The organism is Burkholderia sp. FL-7-2-10-S1-D7 (assembly GCF_001524185.1).
GTDB classification, from domain to species: Bacteria; Pseudomonadota; Gammaproteobacteria; order Burkholderiales; family Burkholderiaceae; genus Burkholderia; species Burkholderia diffusa.
This window is the reverse complement of record NZ_LOWY01000066.1, coordinates 1-24,899: the sequence shown is the minus strand read 5'-3', so window position 1 is coordinate 24,899 and position 24,899 is coordinate 1. Positions and strand designations below refer to the sequence as shown.

At 67.9% G+C, this 24,899-nt stretch carries 26 protein-coding genes; 11 read left to right on the top strand and 15 right to left on the bottom strand.

The features are described from left to right. The first annotated feature begins 39 nt into the window (after window positions 1-39). The gene (locus WS75_RS20210; RefSeq protein ID WP_059682485.1) at window positions 40-975 is read left to right on the top strand and encodes an AraC family transcriptional regulator; all 936 of its coding nucleotides are present in this window, start codon (window positions 40-42) and stop codon (window positions 973-975) included. A gap of 63 nt (window positions 976-1,038) precedes the next feature. Here WS75_RS20210 and WS75_RS20205 read toward each other — a convergent pair whose 3' ends face one another. After that, window positions 1,039-2,250: a pyridoxal-phosphate-dependent aminotransferase family protein gene (locus WS75_RS20205; protein WP_059604498.1), complete on the bottom strand. Its 1,212-nt coding sequence runs from the start codon at window positions 2,248-2,250 to the stop codon at window positions 1,039-1,041. Between the two features lie 753 nt (window positions 2,251-3,003). On the opposite strand from WS75_RS20205, the gene WS75_RS20200 reads away from it, so the two are divergent. The 5 genes from WS75_RS20200 to WS75_RS20180 all read left to right on the top strand — a co-directional run bounded on the left by WS75_RS20200 (window position 3,004) and on the right by WS75_RS20180 (window position 8,587). Continuing rightward, the gene (locus WS75_RS20200; RefSeq protein ID WP_059682483.1) at window positions 3,004-3,990 is read left to right on the top strand and encodes a LysR family transcriptional regulator; all 987 of its coding nucleotides are present in this window, start codon (window positions 3,004-3,006) and stop codon (window positions 3,988-3,990) included. Between the two features lie 30 nt (window positions 3,991-4,020). Then, the gene (locus WS75_RS20195; protein WP_059682481.1) at window positions 4,021-5,019 is read left to right on the top strand and encodes a 2-hydroxyacid dehydrogenase; all 999 of its coding nucleotides are present in this window, start codon (window positions 4,021-4,023) and stop codon (window positions 5,017-5,019) included. 119 nt (window positions 5,020-5,138) lie between these two features. Then, window positions 5,139-5,906: a 5,6-dimethylbenzimidazole synthase gene (bluB, locus tag WS75_RS20190; protein ID WP_059682533.1), complete on the top strand. Its 768-nt coding sequence runs from the start codon at window positions 5,139-5,141 to the stop codon at window positions 5,904-5,906. A gap of 257 nt (window positions 5,907-6,163) precedes the next feature. Next, window positions 6,164-7,333 carry an MFS transporter gene (locus WS75_RS20185; RefSeq protein WP_059682479.1) on the top strand — a complete coding sequence of 390 codons (1,170 nt, stop codon included), beginning with the start codon at window positions 6,164-6,166 and terminating at the stop codon, window positions 7,331-7,333. Between the two features lie 93 nt (window positions 7,334-7,426). Beyond that, a complete protein-coding gene (locus tag WS75_RS20180) occupies window positions 7,427-8,587 on the top strand; it encodes an MFS transporter (RefSeq protein ID WP_059682477.1) in 1,161 nt (386 codons plus the stop codon). 153 nt (window positions 8,588-8,740) lie between these two features. On the opposite strand, the gene fahA is transcribed toward WS75_RS20180, so the two are convergent. The 5 genes from fahA to WS75_RS20155 are packed head-to-tail and all read right to left on the bottom strand — an operon-like array spanning window position 8,741 to window position 14,698. Beyond that, window positions 8,741-10,045: a fumarylacetoacetase gene (gene fahA, locus WS75_RS20175; RefSeq protein ID WP_059682474.1), complete on the bottom strand. Its 1,305-nt coding sequence runs from the start codon at window positions 10,043-10,045 to the stop codon at window positions 8,741-8,743. Beyond that, window positions 10,042-11,376 (bottom strand): homogentisate 1,2-dioxygenase, encoded by a 1,335-nt coding sequence (hmgA, locus tag WS75_RS20170; protein ID WP_059682472.1) that lies wholly within the window; start codon window positions 11,374-11,376, stop codon window positions 10,042-10,044. Before hmgA ends, fahA begins: the two co-directional genes overlap by 4 nt. 15 nt (window positions 11,377-11,391) lie before the next feature. Next, window positions 11,392-12,753 carry an MFS transporter gene (locus tag WS75_RS20165; protein WP_059682471.1) on the bottom strand — a complete coding sequence of 454 codons (1,362 nt, stop codon included), beginning with the start codon at window positions 12,751-12,753 and terminating at the stop codon, window positions 11,392-11,394. Beyond that, window positions 12,750-12,980, bottom strand: a complete 231-nt coding sequence (locus WS75_RS20160; protein ID WP_014897947.1) for a DUF2783 domain-containing protein — start codon at window positions 12,978-12,980, stop codon at window positions 12,750-12,752. The genes WS75_RS20165 and WS75_RS20160 overlap by 4 nt, the downstream gene beginning before the upstream one ends. Window positions 12,981-13,009: 29 nt before the next feature. Next, window positions 13,010-14,698, bottom strand: coding sequence for an FAD-dependent oxidoreductase (locus WS75_RS20155; RefSeq protein ID WP_059682469.1), 1,689 nt, complete (start codon window positions 14,696-14,698; stop codon window positions 13,010-13,012). Between the two features lie 379 nt (window positions 14,699-15,077). On the opposite strand from WS75_RS20155, the gene WS75_RS20150 reads away from it, so the two are divergent. Beyond that, the gene (locus tag WS75_RS20150) at window positions 15,078-15,881 is read left to right on the top strand and encodes an EAL domain-containing protein (protein ID WP_059682466.1); all 804 of its coding nucleotides are present in this window, start codon (window positions 15,078-15,080) and stop codon (window positions 15,879-15,881) included. A 187-nt stretch (window positions 15,882-16,068) separates the two neighbouring features. Here WS75_RS20150 and WS75_RS20145 read toward each other — a convergent pair whose 3' ends face one another. Next, window positions 16,069-16,479 carry a GFA family protein gene (locus WS75_RS20145; RefSeq protein ID WP_059682464.1) on the bottom strand — a complete coding sequence of 137 codons (411 nt, stop codon included), beginning with the start codon at window positions 16,477-16,479 and terminating at the stop codon, window positions 16,069-16,071. A gap of 127 nt (window positions 16,480-16,606) precedes the next feature. Beyond that, window positions 16,607-17,398, bottom strand: coding sequence for an IclR family transcriptional regulator (locus tag WS75_RS20140; RefSeq protein WP_059682462.1), 792 nt, complete (start codon window positions 17,396-17,398; stop codon window positions 16,607-16,609). A gap of 172 nt (window positions 17,399-17,570) precedes the next feature. On the opposite strand from WS75_RS20140, the gene WS75_RS20135 reads away from it, so the two are divergent. Beyond that, window positions 17,571-18,758, top strand: coding sequence for an acyl-CoA dehydrogenase (locus WS75_RS20135; RefSeq protein WP_059682460.1), 1,188 nt, complete (start codon window positions 17,571-17,573; stop codon window positions 18,756-18,758). Window positions 18,759-18,903: 145 nt separating this feature from the next. Here WS75_RS20135 and WS75_RS20130 read toward each other — a convergent pair whose 3' ends face one another. Then, window positions 18,904-19,542, bottom strand: a complete 639-nt coding sequence (locus tag WS75_RS20130) for a peroxiredoxin (RefSeq protein ID WP_034182833.1) — start codon at window positions 19,540-19,542, stop codon at window positions 18,904-18,906. A 318-nt stretch (window positions 19,543-19,860) separates the two neighbouring features. Between WS75_RS20130 and WS75_RS20125 the strand changes: the two genes are divergently transcribed. The 3 genes from WS75_RS20125 to WS75_RS20115 all read left to right on the top strand — a co-directional run bounded on the left by WS75_RS20125 (window position 19,861) and on the right by WS75_RS20115 (window position 21,164). Beyond that, the gene (locus WS75_RS20125) at window positions 19,861-20,163 is read left to right on the top strand and encodes a DUF883 family protein (protein ID WP_006754606.1); all 303 of its coding nucleotides are present in this window, start codon (window positions 19,861-19,863) and stop codon (window positions 20,161-20,163) included. Between the two features lie 124 nt (window positions 20,164-20,287). Continuing rightward, window positions 20,288-20,677, top strand: a complete 390-nt coding sequence (locus WS75_RS20120) for a phage holin family protein (protein WP_059682458.1) — start codon at window positions 20,288-20,290, stop codon at window positions 20,675-20,677. Window positions 20,678-20,720: 43 nt separating this feature from the next. After that, window positions 20,721-21,164 carry a DUF3318 domain-containing protein gene (locus WS75_RS20115; RefSeq protein ID WP_059682455.1) on the top strand — a complete coding sequence of 148 codons (444 nt, stop codon included), beginning with the start codon at window positions 20,721-20,723 and terminating at the stop codon, window positions 21,162-21,164. A 63-nt stretch (window positions 21,165-21,227) separates the two neighbouring features. Here the strand turns inward: WS75_RS20115 and WS75_RS20110 are convergent, their stop codons facing one another. The 6 genes from WS75_RS20110 to nrdR form a co-directional block, all read right to left on the bottom strand. Continuing rightward, entirely contained in the window at window positions 21,228-21,680 is a 453-nt protein-coding gene (locus tag WS75_RS20110; protein ID WP_059682453.1) for a type IV pilin protein, read from the bottom strand. Continuing rightward, a complete protein-coding gene (locus WS75_RS20105; protein ID WP_082729675.1) occupies window positions 21,677-22,225 on the bottom strand; it encodes a pilus assembly PilX family protein in 549 nt (182 codons plus the stop codon). Before WS75_RS20105 ends, WS75_RS20110 begins: the two co-directional genes overlap by 4 nt. A 106-nt stretch (window positions 22,226-22,331) precedes the next feature. Then, the gene (locus WS75_RS20100) at window positions 22,332-23,171 is read right to left on the bottom strand and encodes a PilW family protein (protein ID WP_082729674.1); all 840 of its coding nucleotides are present in this window, start codon (window positions 23,169-23,171) and stop codon (window positions 22,332-22,334) included. Continuing rightward, window positions 23,155-23,577: a type IV pilus modification PilV family protein gene (locus WS75_RS20095; RefSeq protein WP_059682451.1), complete on the bottom strand. Its 423-nt coding sequence runs from the start codon at window positions 23,575-23,577 to the stop codon at window positions 23,155-23,157. The genes WS75_RS20100 and WS75_RS20095 overlap by 17 nt, the downstream gene beginning before the upstream one ends. Further along, on the bottom strand, window positions 23,574-24,134 hold the full coding sequence (locus WS75_RS20090; RefSeq protein WP_059682529.1) for a GspH/FimT family pseudopilin: 561 nt from the start codon (window positions 24,132-24,134) through the stop codon (window positions 23,574-23,576). Before WS75_RS20090 ends, WS75_RS20095 begins: the two co-directional genes overlap by 4 nt. A gap of 153 nt (window positions 24,135-24,287) precedes the next feature. Continuing rightward, on the bottom strand, window positions 24,288-24,767 hold the full coding sequence (nrdR, locus tag WS75_RS20085) for a transcriptional regulator NrdR (RefSeq protein WP_006760615.1): 480 nt from the start codon (window positions 24,765-24,767) through the stop codon (window positions 24,288-24,290). Between the last annotated feature and the right edge of the window lie 132 nt (window positions 24,768-24,899).

Here is a 24,899-nt window from a genome sequence, read left to right as displayed (position 1 = left end):
CGCACGGCGCGCTTCGCGCACGCTTATACTCGCCCCATCATGAGTTCGCCCCTGTACGCCCCGCCCGTCGACCACGCGGCTGCCCTTGCGGGCGGTGCGATGCCGTTCGGCCTGCAGTCGGTGTGCCGCACGCTCGCCGAGGCGAACGCGACGCTCGAGCGCTTCACGTGGCTCGGCGACCATCTCGCGATCGCCGAGTGGACGCGCATCACCGACGAAAGCGAAACGATCTATGAACAGCCCGGCCACCACACGCTGTCGTGCTATCTGGACGGCGGCTACCGGACGGAGCGCGAACGCGTGCCGCGCTACGGCGCGCCGAGCCTGCTGTGCGCGCTGCCGGGCGACCATGAGTCGCGCTGGTGGGTGCGCGGCGAGATGCACTTCATCCACCTGTACTTCCTGCCCGAGCACTTCACGCAGCGCGCGATCCGCGAGCTCGATCGCGAGCCGCGCGAGCTGAAGCTCGCCGACCGCACCTATTTCGAGGATGCACGCGTCGCGGCACAGTTCCGTTCGCTTGCGCTCGAACGCTGGGACGATGCCGACGGACGGCTGCGCGTCAACGAAGCCGCGCACGACGTGCTGAGCCTGCTGCTGCGCGGCCAGAGCACGACGCGCACCGATGTGCCGTTCCGCGGCGGGCTCGCGCCGGCCGTGCGCCGCCGCGTGCGCGACTACATCGACACCTACTTGTCGCAGCCGCTGACGCTCGGCGAGCTGGCGAACGTCGCCGCGCTGTCCGAATACCATTTCTCGCGGATGTTCAGGCTGTCGTTCGGCCGCGCGCCGCACGCGTGGGTGGCCGAGCAGCGGCTCGCCCGGGCGCGCCTGCTGCTGCGCACGACGGCGCTACCGCTCGCGCAGGTCGCGGCCGAATGCGGCTACGCGAACGCCGGCCACTTCAGCCACCGCTTTCGCGACGCGCACGGCACGACGCCGAACGCGTACCGGCGCGCGATGCAGGGCGGCTGAACGCCGCACGCCGGCTGTCGACGAGGCGGTTTCGTGCAGCGCACCCGCCTCGCGTCTGTCCGCTTAGGTACCGCGCCGCGACAGTTCCTGCTCGAGCGCGGCCACGCCGGCCGGCAGGTCGACCGGCACCTTCAGATCGACCATCGTGCGGCCGAACGCATGCAGCGTGCGGAACAGGTTGTGTTCGCGGCACTGTTCGCCCATCTGCCCGATCCGCACGATCGGCAGCCCGAACGAGCCCGAAATCTCGACCTGGTACTGCTTCGAGATATGGCCGCACACCATCCCGGGCGTGAGCCCTTCGGGCGTCTCGATCCCGACCACCGAGTTGAGCCGGCAATCCTTCGGCGCATAGAGCGCGAGCCCCATCGCCTCGACGCCCGCCTGCAGCGCGAGCGAGCAGCGCAGGTGGCGCGCGAAGCGACTTTCGAGCGTCTCCGCGCAGACGAGCCGCAGCGCCTCGTGCAGCGCGAGCACGCCCGACACCGGCGCCGTGTAGTGATAGCCCGCGTTGTGCCAGAAGTTCTCCGCGAGCGCCATGTCGAGGCACCAGTGCGCGTTCGGTTCCGGACGATGCTTCATGCGCTCCCACGCGGCGTCGGAGAATGCGATCAGCGACACACCGGGGATCGACGACAGCCCCTTCTGGCCACCCGTGATCACCGCGTCGATGCCCCACGCGTCCATCTCGAGCGGCATCGTCGACAGCGTGCACACCGCGTCGACCACGACCAGCGCGCCGGCTGCCTTCGCGAGCGCCGCGATGTCGCGCAGATCGCGGTTCCACACGGTGTTCGACGTCTCGCCCTGCACGATCGTGACGATCTCGGGCCGCTCCCGCGCGATCGCGTCCGCGATTTCGTCGAGGCTCGCGACCGAGCGGTCGGCCACCTCGAGCGTGGCGACGTCGGCGCCGACGCGCGTGGCCATCTCGGCCATCCGCGCGCTGAAGAAGCCGTTGCGGATCGACAGCACGCGCGTACCGCGCCACGCGAGGTTCGAAATCGCCATCTCCATCGCGGCGGAGCCGGGGCCGGCAACGCCGAGCACCCACTTCGTGCGGGTCTGGAACACGTAGCGCGCCATCTCCTTCACCTGCTCGATGATCTTCGCCATCGTCGCGCCGAGGTGGTTGATCACGATCGTGTTCGCCTTCGCGACGGCGGCCGGGATCGGGACCGGGCCGGCCCCCATCATCAGCAGCGGTTCTTCGGGCAGGATCGCGTCGAGCGGCACGACGACGGGACAGGGAATCGGCGAGTAATCGATGGACATGGCAGGTCAGGGAGGAAGGAAGAAAACGCTCGGACGTCGTTCGCCGCACGGCACGGCGAACTGGTCGATGATTCCGCGTTCCGCGCTCGCGCGCAAGAGGCACGCGCGGCCGGACAGCCTGACGCTGGCCCGGTCGACGGACCGGGCCAGCCGGCCGGGCCTACGTTGCATGCCGGCGTTGCGCAATGCCGCGGCATTGCCGCGCGCATGCGAAACGGTTCCATCCGCGGTTCGATGTCCGCGATTTTCTCGCGCAGTATTGCGACGCGCTCCGGATGCCCGCGCTCTGCACGATACATGTATCAACCGGAATACCGGCCATCACGATAAAAATCGTGCAGAGTGGAATCGGTCCACGAAAACCAGACCTGGGCGGAAACATCCATTATCGCGGCATCAATTGGCGAGCGTTTCGCCCATTACCGCACCCCGCCACACGCGATTACGCGCAATACGTTGATTTATATTCGAAATATTCAAACCACCGGCAGTTTCACTCAATACACTTCCGGCTATCCCCCGCACACACACACGACACTTCCCCGCTAAATCGATACCCGTGATTTCGATTTTACGCAACCCGCCCATTTTCTCAGGTTGACGGATATCGGTTCTGTAATGAACAATCGTCTGCAGAATCGAAATCCGATTTTTCGATATGTGCCAGAACCTGGTGTCACGCGACGTTTTTCCTGGTCGCGCAACGAAAAATCACAACCAAAATCAATCAACCGGGCCAGAAATTCGCGAGCCATGAACCAGATTCAGACCATGCGTGTGTTCGTCTGCGTCGCCGAACAGCAGAGCTTCCGGCGCGCGGCGCACCATCTAGGCGTATCCAATGCGCTCGTCACGCGCTCGATCGCGATGCTCGAGTCTCACCTGAACACGCGGTTGATCCACCGCACCACGCGCAACCTGTCGCTGACCGAGGCCGGCCTGCGCTACCTCGACGGCTGCCGTGCGCTGCTCGAGGAATTCGATCATCTCGAGGCGTCCGTCGCGCACGCCGTGCGCGAGCCGGCCGGCACGCTGCGCGTGGTCGCGTCGGGCCTGCTGTCGCCGCTTGCGCTCACCCCGCTCGTCAGCAGTTTCCGGCACCGCTACCCGGAACTGCGCGTGCAGCTCACCGTCGCCGAAGGGCCGCTCGACGTGCTCGATTCCGGCTACGACGTCGGCATCGCGACGGGCAACCTGCTCGACGGCAACCCGACCCTGATCGGCCATGCACTCGCACCGAACCCGTTCGTCGCTTGCGCGGCGCCCGCGTATCTCGAACGGCGCGGCGAGCCGCGCGCGCCCGACGACCTGCCGGGCCACGACTGGGTCGCGCTCGCACCGCACCAGCATGCGCCCGCGTGGCGGCTGGTCGGCCACGACGGCGTCACGCATTCGATCACGGTGCGCCCGACCTGCACGGTCAACCAGCTGGCGCTCGTGCAGGCGGCGGCCGTCGCCGGGTCCGGCATCGCGGTGCTGCCCGAGGCGAGCATCGTCGACGCGCTCGCCACCGGCACGCTCGTGCGGCTGCTGCCCGCCTACCGGATCGACGACACGGACACGCAACTATCGCTCGTCTACCCGAACCGCCAGTACGTGCCGGCCCGCACGCGCAGCTTCGTCGAGCACGCGCTCGAGCATTTCGGCGCACAGGCGGCCCGCGAGCGGCCCAGCTACGGCTTCCTGCGCACGCCCGATCGCACCGACATCGCCACCGGCCGGCAGACGGGCCTGCAGTAAACTGCACGCGACAGCCATCGGAGGTGCAGCGTGCGTGTGATCCTGTTCAGCAGCCGGAAGTACGACGACGAATCGTTTACCGCCGCCAACCGGCAATTCGGCTATCGGCTGCACTTCCAGCCGTCGCACCTCGACGCGGAAACCGCGATCCTCGCGCACGGTTTCGAGGTCGTCTGTCCGTTCGTCAACGACACCGTCGACGCGGCCGTGCTCCAACGGCTCGCTGACGGCGGCACGCGCCTGATCGCGCTGCGCTCGGCGGGTTTCAACCACGTCGACCTGGCGGCCGCGGAGCGGCTCGGCATCGCCGTCGTGCGCGTGCCGGCGTATTCGCCGCATGCGGTTGCCGAACACGCGGTCGCACTGATCCTGGCACTCAACCGCCGGCTGCCGCGCGCGGTCGCACGCACGCGCGAAGGCGACTTCTCGCTGAACGGCCTGCTGGGCTTCGACCTGCACGGCAAGACCGTCGGCGTGATTGGCACCGGCCTGATCGGCAGTGTGTTCGCGAAGATCATGATGGGCTTCGGGATGCACGTGCTCGCGCACTCGCTGCCGCCGTACGACGACGAATTGATCGCGTTCGGCGCGCGCTACGTCGAACTCGACGAGCTGCTGCACCATTCGGACATCGTCAGCCTGCACTGCCCCCTGCTGCCGTCGACGCACCACCTGATCAACGCGCAGACGCTCGCGCGGATGAAGCACGGCGCGATGCTGATCAATACCGGCCGCGGCGGCCTCGTCGACGCGCAGGCGCTGGTCGACGCGCTCAAGAGCGGCCAGCTCGGCCATCTCGGGCTCGACGTGTACGAGGAGGAAAGCGGTCTGTTCTTCGAGGATCACTCCGACCTGCCGCTGCAGGACGACGTACTCGCGCGCCTGCTGACGTTCCCGAACGTGATCGTCACGTCGCACCAGGCGTTCTTCACGCGCGAGGCGCTCGCCGAGATCGCGCACACGACGCTGCTGAACATCGAGGCGTGGCACGCCGGCACGCCGACCAACGTCGTCACGACGGGGCGCTGATCCGCGGCGCTCGGCGCACGTGATCCGTCAACGATTCATCATTTTGTTTTGACTGATGTAACGCCGCCCGTCCGGTGTCTGCTATCGTTGCGCCGACTTCCCCCTTGCTTCTGCCGCTCATGCGTTTCGACGACTCCGCCATTGCCGCGGTCTACCGCGCGATCTTCGAACGGCGCGACATGCGCCATTTCACGCCGGCGCCCGTCGATCCGGCCACGCTCGCGCGGCTGCTGCGCGCCGCGCACCACGCGCCGAGCGTCGGCTTCATGCAGCCATGGCGCTTCATCCGCATCACCGATCCCGCGCTGCGCACCGCGATCCACGCGCTGGTCGAGGCCGAGCGCCGCGCGACCGCCGACGCACTCGGCGAGCGGCAGGACGAATTCATGCGGCTGAAGGTCGAAGGGGTGCGCGAATGCGGCGAGTTGCTGGTCGTCGCGCTGACCGACGATCGCGAGCGCCACGTGTTCGGCCGCCGCACGCTGCCGGAGATGGACCTCGCGTCCGCCGCCTGCGCGATTCAGAACATGTGGCTCGCCGCGCGCGCCGAAGGGCTCGGGATGGGCTGGGTGTCGCTGTTCGACGTCGACGCGCTGCGCACGCTGCTCGGCATGCCGGCCGGCGCGAAGCCGATCGCCGTGCTGTGCGTCGGGCATGTCGATGCGTTCTATGCGAAGCCGATGCTCGAGGAGGAGCGCTGGGCCGCGCGGATGCCGATCGAGGCATGCCTGTTCGAAAACGGTTGGGACGCACCGGCGATGCAGGCGGCCGATTGCGCGGCAAACGCCGACGCGACGGCCGGATCGTCGCCATCGCCGTCGCCCGCCGTTGCCGGACCGGACGACCGCTCAGACTCGCCGCCAGCCGGCGCCCTGCCCGAACGCTGACCGAACCCACGGCGCGCGCAAGGCGCCGCTCCATCGGCGTTGCTCCGGCCCGAATTTCGCCGCGCCGCCGCTGGACCCGCCCAATCCCACACTGTGACGCACCCCGGCCGTTACCGCGTCGCGCGCCGGCAACATCCGTTTTGGCCCCGAGCATTGGGGTTTTCACTGAAGTAGAATCGCGGCTGATGCCTCCCGCCCCGCCCGCCCCGCGCATCCCGCGCCGACCTCGGGCCGCGGCCTTTCCGTAGCCCACCGCGATGCCGTTACCTCTCTTCGCCCTTGCCGTTGCCGCCTTTGGAATCGGTACCACCGAGTTCGTGATCATGGGGCTGCTGCCCAACGTCGCGCGCGACCTCGGCGTGTCGATCCCGGCCGCCGGCATGCTCGTGTCGGGCTACGCGCTCGGCGTGACGATCGGCGCGCCGATCCTCGCGATCGTCACCGCGAAGATGCCGCGCAAGCGCGCGTTGATGGGCCTGATCGGGCTGTTCATCGCGGGCAACCTGTTCTGCGCGATCGCGCCCGGCTACGCGGTGCTGATGGCCGCGCGCGTCGTCACCGCGTTCTGCCATGGCGCGTTCTTCGGGATCGGTTCGGTGGTCGCGAGCAACCTGGTCGCGCCGAACCGGCGCGCGCAGGCGATCGCGCTGATGTTCACCGGCCTCACGCTCGCGAACGTGCTCGGCGTGCCGCTCGGCACCGCGCTCGGCCAGGCGTTCGGCTGGCGCGCGACGTTCTGGGCCGTCACCGGGATCGGCATCGCCGCGGCCGCCGCGCTCGCGGTCTGCCTGCCGAAGAACCTCGCGATGCCCGACACCAGCATCACGCGGGAATTCAGCGTGCTGAAGCACCCGCAGGTGCTGATGGTGCTCGGCATCAGCGTGCTTGCGTCCGCGAGCCTGTTCAGCGTGTTCACGTACATCACGCCGATCCTCGAGGACGTGACGGGCTTCTCGCCGCGTCAGGTGACTTACGTGCTGCTGCTGTTCGGCCTCGGCCTGACGGTCGGCGGCACGCTCGGCGGCAAGCTCGCCGACTGGCGCCGGATGCCGTCGCTGATCGCGACGCTCGCGCTGATCGGCATCGTCCTCGCGCTGTTCGCGGGCACGATGCATTTGCCGTTCGCGGCGCTCGCGACGATCTTCGTGTGGGGCATCCTCGCATTCGCGATCGTGCCGCCGCTGCAGATCCTGATCGTCGATCGCGCGAGCGACGCGCCGAACCTCGCGTCGACGCTGAACCAGGGCGCGTTCAACCTCGGCAACGCGACGGGCGCCTGGCTCGGCGGCATGGCGATCGGCTCCGGCGTGTCGCTCGTGAAACTGCCGTGGGTCGGCGTCGCGATGGCCGTCGCGGCACTGGCGCTCACGCTGTGGTCGGCGTCGCTCGAACGCCGCCCGGTGGCCGTGCCGACCGAGTACGTGTAACGCAACCCTGCTGCAATCGTTGCGCGCACAACTCCACGCGGACCTGATGGCCTTCATGGACCTTTCAAGGTCCGCGGTGTAGCATCCCCGCCGATGAAAGCCATTCTCAATCGTGATTTCCTTGCGCTGATCCTGAGCGTCGCGGTCGTCGGTCTCGGCACCGGCGCCACACTGCCGCTCACTGCGCTCGCGCTGACCGAGGCCGGACACGGCACCAACGTCGTCGGCATGTTGACGGCCGCGCAGGCCCTCGGCGGTCTCGCGATCGTCCCGTTCGTCACCGCGCTCGCGCGACACATCGGCGCGCGCCGCGCGATCGTCGTGTCGGTCGTACTGCTTGCTGCAGCCACCGCGCTGATGCAGTTCACGTCGAACCTGATCCTGTGGGGCGCGCTGCGCGTGCTGTGCGGCGCCGCGCTGATGCTGCTGTTCACGATTGGCGAGGCGTGGGTCAACCAGCTCGCCGACGATTCGACGCGCGGCCGCGTGGTCGCGATCTACGCGACCAATTTCACGCTGTTCCAGATGGCGGGCCCCGTGCTCGTCAGCCAGATTGCCGGCGCGACGAGCATCCGCTTCGCGCTGTGCGGCGCGCTGTTCCTGCTCGCGCTGCCGACGCTCGCGACGATCCGGCGCGCGCCGCTCGCCGGCGACGACGCGCATCACGCAGCGCACGACAGCTGGCTCGCCGTGCTGCCGCGCATGCCCGCGCTGATCATCGGCACCGGCTTCTTCGCGCTGTTCGACACGCTCGCGCTGTCGCTGCTGCCGCTCTACGCGATGGATCACGGCGTCGCGAGCGCGACCGCCGTGCTGCTCGCGTCGATCATGCTGTTCGGCGATACCGCGATGCAGTTCCCGATCGGCTGGCTCGCGGACAAGCTCGGCCGCGAACGCGTGCACCTCGGTGCGGGCTGGATCGTGCTCGCGGGCCTGCCGCTGCTGCCGCTCGTGATCGCCAATCCGTGGCTGTGCTGGCCGTTGCTGTTCGTGCTCGGCGCGGCGGCGGGCAGCATCTACACGCTGTCGCTGGTCGCATGCGGCGAGCGCTTCCGCGGCGCGGCGCTCGTCACCGCGAGTTCGCTCGTGTCGGCATCGTGGAGCGCCGCGAGCTTCGGCGGCCCGCTGGTCGCGGGCGCGTTGATGGAGCAACTGGGCAGCAACGCGCTGATCGGCGTGCTGGTCGCCTGCGTCGCTGCGTTCGTCGCGGCCGCGCTGTGGGAACGACGCGCCGCGTTGCAGCGCGCGGTTTGACGCTGACGTAGACACCGGCGATGACGCTCGCTCGTGCGCAGCCTCACGCACCGGCGCATGCGCATCGCCATCCGTCGGCACAACGAAAACGGCCCGCGCAACGCGGGCCGTCCTCTCCTTCCGGACTACGTGTGCGTGTCGAGCCGCGGTCCGTCACGCGCTCCGTGCCGGCAGGATCTTGCCGACACACGTGCCGAAGCCGACGCGATAGCCGTCGCCCTGGCACCATCCGGCGAGCGTGAGCTCGTCGCCGTCCTCGATGAACGCGCGGCTGCCGCCGCCATTCAGCGCGAGCGGCTCCTTGCCGTTCCACGTCAGTTCGAGCAGGCTGCCGAACGAGTCCTTCGTCGGCCCACTGATCGTGCCCGACCCCATCAGGTCGCCGACGCGCGTGTTGCAGCCCGCGACCGTGTGATGCGCGAGCTGCTGCGCCATCGTCCAGTACATGTGCTTGAAGTTGGTGCGGCAGATCGACGTCGCTTCGGCGGCGCCCTCCGCGCGCAGCGTCACTTCGAGCGCGATGTCGAACGCATGCTTGCCCGCGTGCCGCAGATACGCGAGCGGCTGCGGCGTCTGTTCGGGCTGCTCGACGCGAAACGGTTCGAGCGCGTCGAGCGTGACGATCCACGGCGAGATCGTCGTCGCGAAGGTCTTCGCGTTGAACGGGCCGAGCGGCACGTATTCCCACTGCTGGATATCGCGCGCGCTCCAGTCGTTCAACAGCACCATCCCGAAGATATGCGCTTCGGCATCTTCACACGCGATCGGCTCGCCGAGCGCGTTGCCGCGGCCGACGATGAAGCCCGTTTCCAGTTCGATGTCGAGCTTGCGGCATGCGCCGAACACCGGACGCTCCTGGTCGGGCAGCTTCAATTGGCCGTTCGGGCGCCGCACCGGCGTACCGCTCACGACCACCGACGACGCGCGGCCGTTGTAGCCGATCGGCATCTCCGACCAGTTCGGCAGCAACGCATTCTTCGGATCACGGAACATCGAGCCGACGTTGGTCGCGTGCTCCTTCGACGAATAGAAATCGGTGTAGCCGGGAATGTCGACCGGCAGGTGCAGCGTCGCGTCGCGCTGCGCGACGAGCACCTGCGCGCGCAGCGCCGCATCGTCACGCAGCCGCGCGTTGTCGCGCGAGAACAGGTCCGACAGTTGCACGCGTACGCTGCGCCATGCGTCGCGGCCGAGCGCGATGAATGCGTTGAGCGTCGGCGCGGCGAACGCATCGGCGCCGGCCGGCAGCGTCACGAGGCCCGCACGCGTGAGCGCGGCGAGGTCGACGATCTGGTCGCCGAGCGCGACGCCCGCGCGGCGCGCCGGTTGCTTCGCATCGCTGAAGATCCCGAACGGCAGGTTCTGGATCGGGAAATCGCAGGCGGGATCGTTCGCCGTCTCGACCCAGCTCTTGCGGGCCGGGTCGAGCGTCGCGCGCCAGTCTTGGGTATCGCTCATCGTTGCTCCGGATTGAAATGTTTCTTGATGCCTTGCCAGCATTCGAAGTAGTCGGCCTGCAGCTGCGCGGTGTCGAGCGCGTAGCGCGTCGGCCGGATCAGCGTGCGGGTTTCGAACATGAACGCCATCGTCGCGTCGACCTTGTGCGGCTTCGTCGTGTCGCTCGCCGATGCCTTCTCGAACGTGTCCGCATCCGGCCCGTGGCCCGACATGCAGTTGTGCAGGCTCGCGCCGCCCGGCACGAAACCTTCGGCCTTCGCGTCGTACGCGCCGTGCACGAGCCCCATGAACTCGCTCGCGACGTTGCGGTGGAACCAGGGCGGGCGGAACGTATCCTCGGCCGCGAGCCAGCGCGGCGGGAAGATCACGAAGTCGATCGAGTCGACGCCGGGCGTGTCGCTCGGCGACTGCAGCACGAGGAAGATCGACGGATCGGGATGGTCGAAGCTGATCGAGCCGATCGTGTTGAACAGGCGCAGGTCGTATTTGTACGGCGCGTAGTTGCCGTGCCACGCGACGACGTCGAACGGCGAATGTCCGATATCCGCGCGCCACAGGCGCCCGTTCAGCTTCGCGACCAGCTCGAATGCGCCCTCGCGATCCTCGTACGCGGCCTGCGGCGTGAGGAAATCGCGCGGGTTCGCGAGCCCGTTCGAGCCGATGGGGCCGAGGTCCGGCAGGCGCAGCAGCGCGCCGAAGTTCTCGCAGATGTAACCGCGCGCATCGCCGTCCGGCAGCGCGACGGAAAAACGCACGCCGCGCGGGATCACCGCGATCTCGAACGGCTCGACGTCGAGCTGGCCGAACTCGGTCGCGATGAAGAGCCGCCCCTGCTGCGGCACGATCAGCAGTTCGCCGTCGGCGCTGTAGAAGAAGCGGTCCTGCATCGAGCGGTTCGCGGCGTACAGGTGGATCGCGCAGCCGTTCATCGCGGCGGCCGAGCCGTTGCCGGCCATCGTCACGAGCCCTTCGACGAAATCGGTCGATTCGACCGGCATCGGCAGCGGATCCCAGCGCAGCTGGTTCGGCGGCGTCGGCGGCACGTCGGCCGAGTCGCCGAATTCCGACACGAGCCGCTGCGTGCCCGTGAACGGCTCGAACGGCCGGTGCACGGCCGCCGGCCGGATCCGGTACAGCCACGAGCGGCGGTTGTGGCTGCGCGGCGCGGTAAACGCGGTGCCCGACAGTTGCTCCGCATACAGCCCGTACGGCGCGCGCTGCGGCGAGTTGCGCCCATGCGGCAGCGCGCCGGGCAGTGCCTCGGTCGCGAATTCGTTCGCGAAACCGCTCAGGTAGCCGGCGTTCGCCGGTTTCGACAGGTCAAGCGTCATCGTTTCCTTTCTCCATCAATTCAAGGCGGCGTTCGGCGCCTGCGCACCGCTGCGCCGCGTTACGCCGGCCAGTCCCAGCACGAACAGCGCCGAGCACAGCACGGGCGCCGCGGCTGCGTGGAACAGCGCGCCGTTGGTCCAGTTGAGCGCAATCAGTTGTCCGCCGACGAGCGGCCCGAGCACCGAGCCGATCCGGCCGATGCCGAGGCTCCAGCCGATGCCGGTCGAGCGCAGCGACGTCGGGTAATACTGGCCCGCGAGCGCATTCACGGCTGGCTGCCCGCCGACCACGCAGAAGCCGCCCGCGAACACGACGATCAGCAGCCACGGCAGCGCATGCGCGACCGAGCCGATCAGTCCGACCGAGACAGCCGCGCACGCGAAGCACGCGAACAGCACGCGCACGAAGCCGTAGCGTTCGATGAACCAGCCGAGCGACAGCGTGCCGATCACGCCGCCCGTCTGCAGCACCGTGCCGACGATCACCGCCGTGCCCGGCGAGTAGCCCGCGTCGCGCATCACGGTCGGCAGCCAGTTCGACAGGAAGTACAGGTCGATCAGGTTCATGAAGCTGATGGCCCACAGCAGCAGCGTGACCGGCAGGCGGCCATGGCGGAACAGCTCGGCGACCGGCGCGCCGCTCGCCGCGCGCTCGCGCACGACGAGGCGCGTGCTCGCGTCGATGCCGGCCTGCGGCGCGAAACGCGCGAGCCAGGCGCGGGCCTGTGCGTCGCGCCCTTTCAGCACCAGGAACTGCAGCGACTCGGGCAGCCGCGCGAGCATCGCGAGCGTCAGCACGAGCGGCACCGCGCCGCCGACGAAGAACACCGAGCGCCAGCCGAGCGCCGGAATCAGCGCGGCGCTGATGAAGCCGCCGATCGCGGCGCCGAGCGTGAAGCCGCACGACACGATCATCATCCGCTTCACACGATGCGCGGCCGGGCTGAATTCGCCGACCAGCGCCATCGCGTTCGGCATGATGCAGCCGAGGCCGAGGCCCGTGACGAAGCGCAGCGCCATCAGCACGGGAATCGAGCTTGCGAACGGCGTCGCGAGCATCGTCACCGCGAAGAACAGCGTCGAGCCGATCAGCACCGGGCGCCGCCCGATCCGGTCGGCCAGCACCGACAGCCCGAGCGCGCCGAGCAGCATCCCGAACAGGCTCGCGCTGAACACCGGGCCGAGCGCCTGCTTCGGCACGCCCCATTCGGCGATCACGCTCGGCGCGACATACCCCATCGCCTGCGCATCGAAGCCGTCGATCACGAGACACAGCCCGCACAACGCGAGCAGCATCCAGTGAAAACCAGGGCGATGGGTCTCGTCGATCACGCTCTCGACTTCGAGCACGCGCGCGTCGGCCGGCGCCGCGCTCATTGCGCCACCTCGGCGGCCGGATGCACGGGCGGCGTCACGCCCTGACGCGCGAGCGCCATCGCTTCGCGCAGCACGTCGGCATCGCCGATCTGGTTCGCGAGCAGCAGGATCAGCTTCGCGTTGACGAGCTGGCTGTCGGCGTCGGACAGGTCGCGATGCATGTCGATCAGCGCTTCGTAGAACGCGTCCGGATCGGCCAGACGCGGGCGGGTGTCGAGTCGGGGCATGACGGGTATCTCCAGTATCGTTGTCGTGTTCAATGCGGTGTTGCGCGCGCGCAGGTCGCGCGCGCCAGCGCGTCGGCGATCGCCTGGCGCTCGAGCGAGCGCATCCGCGCGCAGACGTGCTGGTCGGGGCGCAGCAGGTAGAACGTGCCGGGCTGCGCGTCGTAGCGTTGCGCGGCCAAACCGTCGACGTCCTCCACGACGTCGACGCCAGCCACCGGTTGCGCGTGCCCGGCCGGCACGACCAGCACCGGCCGCACCGGCAGCGCCAGGCCGTCGAGTGCCTGCGCGAGCGCGGCGGCGTCGCCCGGCAGGCCGAACAGCATGCCCGCGAAGCCGTCGCCCAGATGCCGCAGCAGCCAGCCCGACGCGCCGTGCGCGCGCACCGGCGCATCGGCCGCCGCCGCGCCCGGCCGCATCGCGCACGCGAACGCGTCGCCGTTGCGGTCCGGCGTATTCAGCGGCGAATCGGCCAGCACGGCCGGCACTGACAGGCGGCCGCTGTTCACGAGCTTGCGCGCGAACTCGCAGTCACGTGCGAGCTTCAGCGTCGCGTCGCGGAACACGCGCGACACCGCGCTCTTCGGCGTGATGAAGTCGGTCGAGCGCGTCGAGTTGCGGATGTTCTCGTCAGCCGCGAACTCGCGCTCGCTCGCATAGGTGTCGAGCAGGCGGTCATCCGCGCGGCCGTCGAGCACGAGCTTCAGTTTCCACGCGAGGTTGTCCGCGTCCTGCACGCCGCTGTTCGCGCCGCGCGCGCCGAACGGCGACACGCCGTGCGCGGAATCGCCCGCGAACAACACGCGGCCGTGCCGGAACGTATCCATCCGCTGGCAGCGGAACGTATAGACGCTCACCCATTCCAGCTCGAACTCGACGTCCGGCCCGAGCAGCGCGCGCACGCGCGGGATCACGCGCTCCGGCTGCTTCTCGGCGACCGGATCGGCATCCCAGCCGAGCTGGAAGTCGATGCGCCAGACGTTGTCGGGCTGGCGGTGCAGCAGCACCGACTGGTTGCGGTGGAACGGCGGATCGAACCAGAACCAGCGCTCGGTCGGGAATTCCGCCTTCATCTTCACGTCGGCGATCAGGAAGCGGTCCTTGAATGTGCGGCCGCGGCTCTCGAGGCCCATTGCCGCGCGCATCGGGCTGCGCGAGCCGTCGGCCGCGATCACGTACTGCGCGCGCAGCGTCTCGATGCCTTCCGGCGTCTCGACGGTGAGCGTCGCGTATTCCGCCGATTGCGCGACACCCGTCACCTTGTGCTTCCAGCGGATGTCGATGTTCGGCAGCGCGAACGCGCGCTCGGCCAGATAGCCTTCGACGTAGTACTGCTGCAGGTTGATGAATGCGGGACGCGCATGGCCTTCCTCCGGCAGCAGGTCGAACGCATACAGCTGTTCGTCCTGCAGGAATACCTTGCCGACGTGCCAGCTCACGCCCTTGTCGACAAAACGCTCGCCGCAGCCGAGCCGATCGAAGATCTCGAGCGTGCGCTTCGCGAAGCAGATCGCGCGCGAGCCCGTCGACAGCGTGTCGTCGTCGTCGAGCAGCACGACCGGCACGCCCTGCTGCGCGAGGTCGATCGCGGCCGACAGGCCCACCGGGCCCGCACCGACCACCACCACCGGGTGGATGGCGGCGTCATCGCCGGCGCCGCGCGTCGCGCGCGGCCGGTAGTCGAACTTCAGCGTCTGGTAATCGATGCTCATGGTCGCCATCCGCTCCTCAGCCCTGCCGTCCGCGCGCCGACGCGCGCCGCGTCGTCCCGCTCATGCCCGTTGCCCGCCGCTGCCGCGGCCCGCCCTGCCTCGCCCACTTGCTGTCAACCGCCACGTCTCGCTCCTTGCTTCCTGTTGATTCGATTCGGGAAACGGCGCCGCTCCGGGCGCCCGAACGCCGCTTTTCTTGATCGGCGACAAATCATTGGATTTACGAATAGTAAAACCAATTACGAATAGTGAAATCAACGTAAACCCTAGCCATCGGTTCGAGGACGGGATAACCATATGAGCGAAACGCCAAGCCGAGCCGGGCGCGCGCTGCTAATATCAAGGCACGAGGCGGCCCTTTCGGCCGCCATTTTTCCTTCCTACGCCGATGATTCCGCCCAACATTCCCGAGCTGGTCGTCCGTGCCGGGCAATTGCCGTATCTGCGGGAACACCTTGCGCTCGCCGAGGGCGGTACCGCGTGCGCCACCCTGCCGGAGCGCACGCTCGCGAGCGCCTATGAACCGATCTACGACGTGACGATGCCCGGCGCGCCGCAGTCGACATCGTTTGCTGACGCGATCGAGCGCTACGGCGACGAGCTTGGCTTCCAGGCCGTCACGCTGGTCACGGGCACGCCGCACGACCCGGTCGACTCGGCCGTCGACGACCAGACGCTCGTCGCGATCGACCGGCTGTCGCGCGCGCTGCACGCGATCAACTTCTTCGGCGCGCAACGACACGGGCTGCTGTTCCTGCGCGTGCACGAACGGCTGCTCAAGAGCGTGAAGTACGACCACGGCAAGCATTTCTCGTCGGTGCTGCAGCGCTTCGGGCTGCCGACCGAGCGGATCGTGATCGAGCTGCCGGCGGTCGCGGTCGCGCACAAGACCTTCCTCGGCTACCTGACGCGCAGCTACCAGCATCACGGCTTCAAGGTCGCGGACAAGCTGCCCGACCCGGGCCGGATCCTCGCGGTCGAATCGGAGATGGCACGGCCCGACTACATCAAGATGGATGCGGGCATCGCGCTGCGCGACGGGATGGTGAAGGCGCTGGTCGCGTATGCGCAGCGCGTGCGGATTCCGCTGATTTTCGACGGCGTCGCCGACGAGACGCAGTGCGAGCTGCTGCGCCAGCACGACGTGCGGTTCATGCAGGGGCCGGTGTTCGCGAAGGTCGTCCCGGCCTGAGCGGGCGGATGACCGGCCCGCGCCGGGTACGGCACGCCGGATGGCGGAACCCGGTATCCGGATTGCTTCGGGAATCGGGGGCCGCGTGCATCGTCGCCCGAAACCGGCCGGTTTCCCTTCCGTTCATGCGTGAAAGGTCGGACGCGCTTGCGCGCGGATTCGACGTCGGCACGTCGACGGCCGCAGCCTATGCCGTTCCGCCATCCTCGAATTTCGGCAGATCGTCGTCGATCTCGATACCCGGGAAGCGATCCCCGTACCAGACGTGCCACGCGGGACGCAGCCGCGCGGGCTCGTCGAGCGTTGCGTAATTGATTTCCACGGTCGTCGGCGCATCGGACAGGCGGTACTCCAACTGCGCGCCGCAGCGACCGCAAAAGCGCCGCTCGCCCCACGCGCTCGACGCATAGACCGTCGGCTCACCTCGCAGATATTCGAATGCGTCGAGCGGCACCGATGCCGACGCGACGACCGCCGCCCCCGTCGTGCGCTGACAGAGCCGGCAATGGCAAAAACCTGCGTCGGCCGGAATGCCGGCGATCCGGTAGCGGATCGCCCCGCACGCGCACCCGCCTTCCATGGTTTCCGGGTGGGACATCGCGCACCTCGTCATCGTCGGGGAACCGGTGGATGATGATGAGCGCGGTTCGTGCGCGGTGCAACCGGCGGCGGCGCCCACTCCGGTGCCCGGTCGGCCCGGCGACGCGCCGCTCGCGGCGACCGTTTCAGACCGTCTGCCCGAGCCGCTGCGCGAGCGCCTTCAGCTTCGGCCCGACCTGCGTGCGGAACACGTCCTCGTCCATCGATGATGCAGGCCCGCTGCAGCTCAGGATCAGCCAGCGCCCCTCGCGCGGTTCGCGAAACGGCACGGCCGCCGCGTTCACGTCCATGTGCCACGCACGGAACGAATAGCAGCATCCGCCCGCGGAGAACTCGGCCACCGCGTCCTGCGCGGCCGCGACGAGCGCATCCGCGTCGGCCGCGCCGCCGGCGGCCCGGTGCAGATCCGCATAGAGCGCGCGGCGCACGTCCTCCGGCTGCACGGCCAGGTACGCGCGCCCCATCGAGCTCGTCAGCATCGACAGCCGCGAGCCGGGCGCAAGCCCGAGCGTCAGCGCGGTTTCGCTGCGGATCGTCTCCAGATAGATCATGTCGAGCCCGTCGCGGCAGCCGAGCGACACGGCCGCGCCGATCTCGCGCGCGAGCGCCTGCATGTGCGGCCGGGCGAGATCGAGCGTCCCCGAGCCGGACAGCAGCGCGTAGCCGAGCGACAGCACGCCGGCGTCGAGCGCATACTTTCCGAGCGTCTCGTCATAGCGCAGGTAGCCGAGCACGGTCAGCGTGTAGGCGAGCCGGTTCACCGTCGCCTTGGGCAGCCCGGTGCGCTCCGCGAAGTCGCGATTGCCGAGCACCGTCTCGCCGGGCCGGAATGCGCGCAGCAGGTCGAGCCCGCGCGCGAGCGCAACGACGAACTTGCGTTCGTCGATCGTGGTTTCGTCGATGGTTGAAAGCGTCATGTGATGCTACACTGAGTTCGTTTTGCAAAACATTGTTCCGCACAGCGGAACTATAGTCAAGCGAACGTTAGATATCGGGGCAGGCCGCGACGCGCCAGCCCGGGACCGACCGCAAAGCATGGGATCAGGGCAAGCGCTGAAGCGCCCACCTTGGCCAACAGGAGATGACACGATGAGCGCTGCAACTTTTCATTGGGACGATCCGCTGTTGCTCGACCAGCAACTGACCGAAGAAGAGCGGATGGTGCGCGATGCCGCGCACGCGTATGCGCGGGACAAGCTCGCGCCGCGCGTCACCGAGGCGTTCCGCCATGAACGCACCGACGCCGAAATCTTCCGCGAGATGGGTGAGATCGGCCTGCTCGGCCCGACGATTCCGGAAGAGTACGGCGGCCCCGGCCTCAATTACGTGAGTTACGGGCTGATCGCGCGCGAAGTCGAGCGCGTCGACTCCGGCTACCGCTCGATGATGTCCGTTCAGTCGTCGCTCGTGATGGTGCCGATTCACGAATTCGGCTCGGACGCGCAGAAGCAGAAATACTTGCCGAAGCTCGCGAGCGGCGAATGGATCGGCTGCTTCGGCCTGACCGAGCCGAACCATGGCTCCGACCCGGGCAGCATGGTCACGCGCGCGACGAAGGTGCCTGGCGGTTATTCGCTGTCCGGCTCGAAGATGTGGATCACCAACTCGCCGATCGCCGACGTGTTCGTCGTGTGGGCGAAACTGGAAGAAAACGGCAAGGACGCGATCCGCGGCTTCATCCTCGAAAAGGGCTGGAAGGGCCTGTCGGCGCCGGCGATCCACGGTAAGGTCGGGCTGCGTGCATCGATCACCGGCGAGATCGTCCTCGACGAAGTGTTCGTGCCCGAAGAGAACCTGATGCCGAACGTGAGCGGCCTGCGCGGCCCGTTCACGTGCCTGAACTCGGCGCGCTACGGGATTGCCTGGGGCGCGCTCGGCGCGGCCGAGTCGTGCTGGCACACCGCGCGTCAGTATGTGCTCGACCGCAAGCAGTTCGGCCGGCCGCTCGCCGCGAACCAGCTGATCCAGAAGAAGCTCGCCGACATGCAGACCGAAATCACGCTCGGCCTGCAGGGCGTGCTGCGTCTCGGCCGGATGAAGGACGAAGGTACGGCGGCCGTCGAGATCACGTCGATCATGAAGCGCAACTCGTGCGGCAAGGCGCTCGACATCGCGAGGCTCGCGCGCGACATGCTCGGCGGCAACGGCATCTCGGACGAATTCGGCGTCGCGCGCCACCTCGTGAACCTCGAAGTGGTCAACACGTACGAAGGCACGCACGACATCCACGCGCTGATCCTCGGCCGCGCGCAGACGGGCATCCAGGCATTCTTCTGATCGTCCGGATGCGGCGCCGTACGCGGCAGTGCCGCGGCGACGCGCAAAAAGATACGGCCCGCTCGGCATGACTGCCGGGCGGGCCGTTTTTCATCGGATCCGCGCGCCGGGCCCCCGGCCCGGTACCGCGTTCACGCGCCGATGCTTACTTGTTCGGCTGCGGCGTGAGGCGCAGGTACGGACGCACCGCGTTGAAGCCCTTCGGGAAACGCTTCTTCAGCTCTTCCGGATCCTGCAGCGACGGCACGATCACGACGTCGTCGCCGTCCTTCCAGTTGCCGGGCGTCGCGACCTTGTAGTTGTCGGTCAGCTGCAGCGAGTCGATCACGCGCAGCACTTCGTCGAAGTTGCGGCCGGTGCTGGCCGGATAGGTGATGGTGAGCCGCACCTTCTTGTTCGGGTCGATCACGAACAGCGAGCGCACCGTCAGCGTTTCGTTCGCGTTCGGGTGGATCATGTCGTACAGCTGCGACACCTTGCGGTCCGCGTCGGCGATGATCGGGAAACCGACGACGGTCGACTGCGTTTCGTTGATGTCGTTGATCCAGCCCTTGTGCGATTCGACGCCGTCGACCGACAGCGCGATCACCTTCACGTTGCGTTTCTCGAATTCGCCCTTCAGCTTCGAGGTCAGCCCGAGTTCAGTCGTGCACACCGGCGTGTAGTCGGCCGGGTGCGAGAACAGGACGCCCCAGCTGTCGCCCAGCCACTCGTGAAACTTGATGGGGCCCAGGCTCGATTCCTGCTCGAAATCCGGTGCGATGTCACCAAGACGCAGACTCATGATGTTCCCTCCTCGAACGATGCTGGTTGAAACCGCGCGCTGGACGGCGCGGGACAGTCCATCAGCTTACGGGAAGCAATGGGCGGCGCGAACGATTATTCTGTTTGATATTCATACTTTTTTGTCATTTTTACCCGGTATCGGGACACGACGGACGGCCGCAACGGAAACTTTTCGCAGCATTTGCCGCTCTGTCAATGCTAACGAGTCATTTACCATGTGGTCTTGCACCGCCGCCGCGTGTCTTCCCGGCTCGCCAGCAGGCAAGGGTTTCGCTACGATGTGAACCTGCAGCATGACAGCATGAAGGGAGTTGCAATGTCGGAAATCAACAAGGAGAAACTGATGTCGGATATCAAAACCGTTCTCGCGGACGCCGAGGATCTGCTCAAGCAGGCAGCGAGCAGCACGGGCGACCGTGCGGCCGAGCTGCGCGAGAAAGCCATGTCGCGACTGAAGCAGGCCAAGGAAAAGGCAACCGACGTCCAGGTCGTGGTGGTCGAGAAAGGCAAGAAGGCCGCACGCGCGACCGACGATTACGTGCACGAGCATCCGTGGACGTCGATCGGCGTCGCTGCCGGCGTCGGCGTGCTGATCGGCCTGCTGATCAACCGCAAGTAACGCGCTCAGCGCCGTTCCGCCCCATGTGCCGCCCGGTGCGGCGCATGGGTGCCGAAGCCAGCCGGCGGTCCGCCACCGGCCCGCTTTGCCCTAGCCGCTCAATGCGCGCACAAGCGCCTCATCCATGACGACAGACACCCACCCGCAGCCGTCCGGCCAGGGACCGCTGCGCCGCCTCGTCGGCTCCGCAATCGGCCTCCTGCAAACGCGGCTCGAACTGGTCGGCATCGAACTCGCCGAGGAGAAGGAACGCCTGATGGGCGTGCTGTTCCTCGGGCTCGCGGCCATGATGCTCGCGACGATGGCGCTCATCAGCCTGACCGTGCTCGTCACGATCGCGTTCTGGGACACCTATCGCTGGCAGTCGCTCGCGGCCATCACCGCGCTGTACGCAATCGCGGGCATCGGATGTGCATTGAAAGCGCGTTCGGGCCTGCGCGCCGCGCCGACCGTGTTCGAGGCGACGCTCGCCGAGCTCGAGAAGGATCGCGAAATTTTTCGCGGCAAGCCGTGAACGCAATCGCGTTCCCCTCCCTCACCTACTTCGCCGACGCGCCATGAGCCAGAACGTCACGGGCCATTCAACCCGCCCCCATTCGTCGCGATCGAACTGGAGCGCGTCGCAGCATCGCGCACTCCGCAAGGAATTGCTGATCCTGCGATCCGAGGTCGAACGGCTCGAGCTTGCCGAAGCCGCCGCCGAAATGCGCCACGCCGTCACGCGCTTCAGTTGGCTCAAGGTATTCGTCCCCGGCCTGTCTGGCACCAAGTTCAGCCAGTCCGCCAAGAACCTGAACGCGAGCCTCGGCCAACTCGTCAACCAGTACCCGATGCTGAGTTCGCTCGCGTCGCTCGTGCTGGCGAAACCCGTACGCTCGCTGCTGCGCGCGAGCGCTGGCCCCGCGCTGAAGTGGGGCTCCGTCGGCTTCGCTGCTTGGGAGGTCTACCGGATCTGGAAACAATCGCGCGACGAGCGCAAACCTGCCACGAACGACGACTGACGCGCAACGACAGGCGCGCATGGCCCCGGCGCCGTTGCGCGTTGTCCGTGCGTGATCGCGTGATCAACGCACGCCCCAGCATGCCCGCTCCCGTGCGTCCGCGTCCGCGTCGTTCGATCCCGCATTGCCCTTCGTCCCGTCCGCGCGCAGCGTGAAAGCACCGCATGCGTCGTCGCGCATCGGGCCTGCATCGAGCGGGCGTGCAACGAGTTCGTAGGCGACCGGTGCATCGTCGCCGCCTGCTCGCCGCAGCGCGATGTCGTAGACCGCCTGCCCGTCCGGGGGCGCCTGCGAATATGCGTCTGGCAGCGTCCGTGGCGGCGCGCCGTCGAGCGTTTCGAGATACTGAGCCGCGCGGTAGAGCGCAGCGACCGCGGATGCGCGATGCACGCGCGCGACGTGCTCGCGATATGACGGAATACCCCACCCGGCCAGCGCGGCGACGATCGCGAGCACGATCATCAGCTCGAGCAACGTGAACGCCACCGATCGGCGCAGCAATGGAGGCTGTTTCATCGATGAACCGCCGCGACGCGACGCCAGCGCTGTGCAACGATGCGTCCGTGTCGCACCGCGACCTGGCTCTGCAGCCAGACCACGCTTGACGCATGGCCACCGACACCACGCGCGGTGACAAGGTAAGCACGACTCCCTTGAGGGCCGACGCCTCGCCAGGCTTCGATCAGGCAACGCGGCGGCTGGGCCGCCATCGGCCAGGATGCGAACGGCGCGAATGCTTCGGCGACACCGAGCGCGGTCGCACGCCGCCATGCGTCCGGCTCGGCGGACGACGCGAGTTCGCCGATGTACGGCACCCCGCCTCGGAGCAATCGCGCCGTGCAGGCTGCGACCGCCGCATCGGCTGCGTGAAATGCAATCAGCCGGTCCGACAATGCACGCGTGCGGCGCGATTCCGTCAATGCGGATTCGAACCATGTGCCGGTCAGCGCGGCGACCGCCGCGCCAACGGCGATCACGGCAGGCAGTGCAAGGCCTGCGTCGCGACGCCAGCGGCGGCCGGTGGACGGAAAGCGTGTGCGTGATGGTTTTCCGCTCAGCATGGGGCCCTCACCGCGTGCCGCATGTCGCGGAACGCCACGGCGCGCTGCCTTGCGAGACCTGCCTCGATTCGCATGGCGAGCTGGTCGACGAATCGGTTCGCGTCGATCATCGCAACACCTCATGATCCTGCGCCGCATCACCTACGGGATCGGTGGATGCGACCGCGGCATTGCGCAACGCGACGATTCGATGCAGCGCCAGATGCGCGCGACCGTCCGGCGAAACGGCCGTGCGGCCGTCGCAATCGACATGACGCGCGGGCCCGTGCATCGGTTCGCCACGCGCGCGCACGCATACATGCACGGCAACGACATCGCGCCAGTCGCCGCTGCCCATCGCCCCGGCGTCGACGAACTGCGCGCCTTCGCGACGCAGGTAACGCACGCGCAGTTGGTCGATGCCGGCCACGACGGGTTGCGGCGTACCCGGGCGCCCGCTTCCCTCGCAGTACAACTCGGGCTCACCCGTCGACGGACTGACATGCGCGTCGAAGCGATTTTCCACGAGCGGCCGCTCACCAGGCGCGCCAACACCCTGCCCGAGACAATCCGACACCTGTGCCCCAATCGTCGGCCACGTCGACACGGCATCGCCGACATACCGAACCAGCAATGCGTCCGACGCCGCACGCGTGGCTTCGCAGCGCACCTGCGCTCCATTGCCTCGCACGCGCCCCGCGGAACAGCCGAACACGGGCGGTAACGATGGCGGCCCTTCGACATCGAGCGGGCGAAACCCGGCCATCTGGATCTGCTCGCCGATCAGCATCAGCGCGGTCGCGGCCGCATCGCGCATCCTGAACCCGTCTTCCGCTCGCCGCTGCGCGACGCGCTGGGCGTGATACAGCGCACCGGCAGCGGCAAGCACCAGCAGACCGACCGTCATCGCGATCATCACTTCGAGCAGCGTATGCGCGCGGCTGCGGCGTTCACCGTTCATCGGCATTGACTTCGGCCTCCCGAAACGGAATCCGCACGCACGACGGTGGCCCGACCGTTGCCCGCGCACGTTCGCAGCGCGCCGATGTCAGCGCGTGGGCGTGAGCGTCACGCCAGCCGACCGTCACGTAGCGGACATCCGCCGGCCCATCGTCGAGCGCCGTCGTGCCGCCGGGCAACGATGCGGACACGAGCGCCGCGATGCCGTCGTCCGCGCCTGCCACTGCGTGCCGGCGCTCAATGCGAGCATCGGCCAGCCACAGCGCGCGTTCACGCCAGATCGTCGCCCGCTGCGCGCGCGTCATCGCAAGCTGGCTGCCGGCCACGGCCAGCATCACGGTTGCAAGAAGCGCGACGGCCAGCACCGCTTCGAGCAGCGACGTGCCGTGCATCGATTTGCGCGCGCGCTTCATGCCGCTTCGCAACGACCGGTGACGACGCGCGCCCGGCCGCCTGCCGCGATCCGGACGCAACGCGACACGCGTGTGTCGTCACCGGACAGCGTGCGCTGCGGACGCAACTCGAAACGTCTGATCCCGCCAAGCACCTGACCCGCCGGCGGAGCAAATGCCAGATCGTGCGCCGCCCCCGCGACAGCGATGTCGGCATCGCGCGGATAGCGCCGCAGCACGCGCGACCGTCCGTCGAACTGCCCGCTGACGATCCATCCGCACGACCATCCCGCCAGGTCACACCGCTCGCCTGAACGCACGCACTCGCCGTCGCGCCCGGCCCTGCACAGCGTGACGCGCACGCCGAGACGAGTGGCTTCGGTGCGCGCGAACGACAGCGCGCCGAGCAACGCACGCGTGCGGGCATCCACACGTTCGCGCATGTGCCACTGATCGAATGCAGGTGCTGCGTATAGCCCGATCGCGGCTGCGAGCGCGATCGCGACCATCAGCTCGACGAGCGTAAAGCCGCCGCAGCATCGCACGCGTTGTTCAACGCCCTGTCGGTGCAGTCCCATCGCCATCGCCCTCCGTCAACGTGATGCGACGACTGTAACGACGCAAGCAGACACGCGCCATTAGCCGAACGGCCGACTGGCGACATGCGATCGCGGCCGACACAATCGGCGCGAACTGAACCCACGGAGAAGACGATGAACGGACGCAGCGCGTCAGCGCTTACGCGGAGGTTTGGAGGGGGACGCGCGACGGAACTCTTCGATCACGTCGGCAAATTCGGAAACATCCTCGAACCGGCGGTAAACCGATGCGAAACGGACATAGGCGATCGTATCGAGGCCGCGCAACTCGTTCATCACGAGTTCGCCAAGCTTCTCGCTACGCACTTCACGCTCGCCGGTCGCGAGCAGTTGATATTCGATGCGGGCAACCGCCGCGTCGATCGCGTCAGCCGCAACCGGCCGCTTGCGCAGCGCGAGTTGCATGCTAGCGACGATCTTGCGACGGTCGAATTCCGTGCGGCTGCCGTCCTTCTTCACGACGGCCGGCAGGTTCAGCTCGACCCGCTCGTACGTCGTGAAGCGCTTGTCGCAAGCCGAGCAACGACGGCGCCGACGAATCGCGGCGCCATCTTCGGATACACGCGAGTCGACGACCTGCGTGTCCTCGTGCCGGCAGAACGGGCAGCGCATGCCGGATCAGCGATAAACCGGGAAACGCTTGGTCAGCTCGGCTACTTGCGCGCGCACGCGCTCGATCGTCGCTGCGTCTTCCGGGTTCTCGAGCACGTCGGCGATCAGGTTGCCGACCTGCTCCGCTTCCGC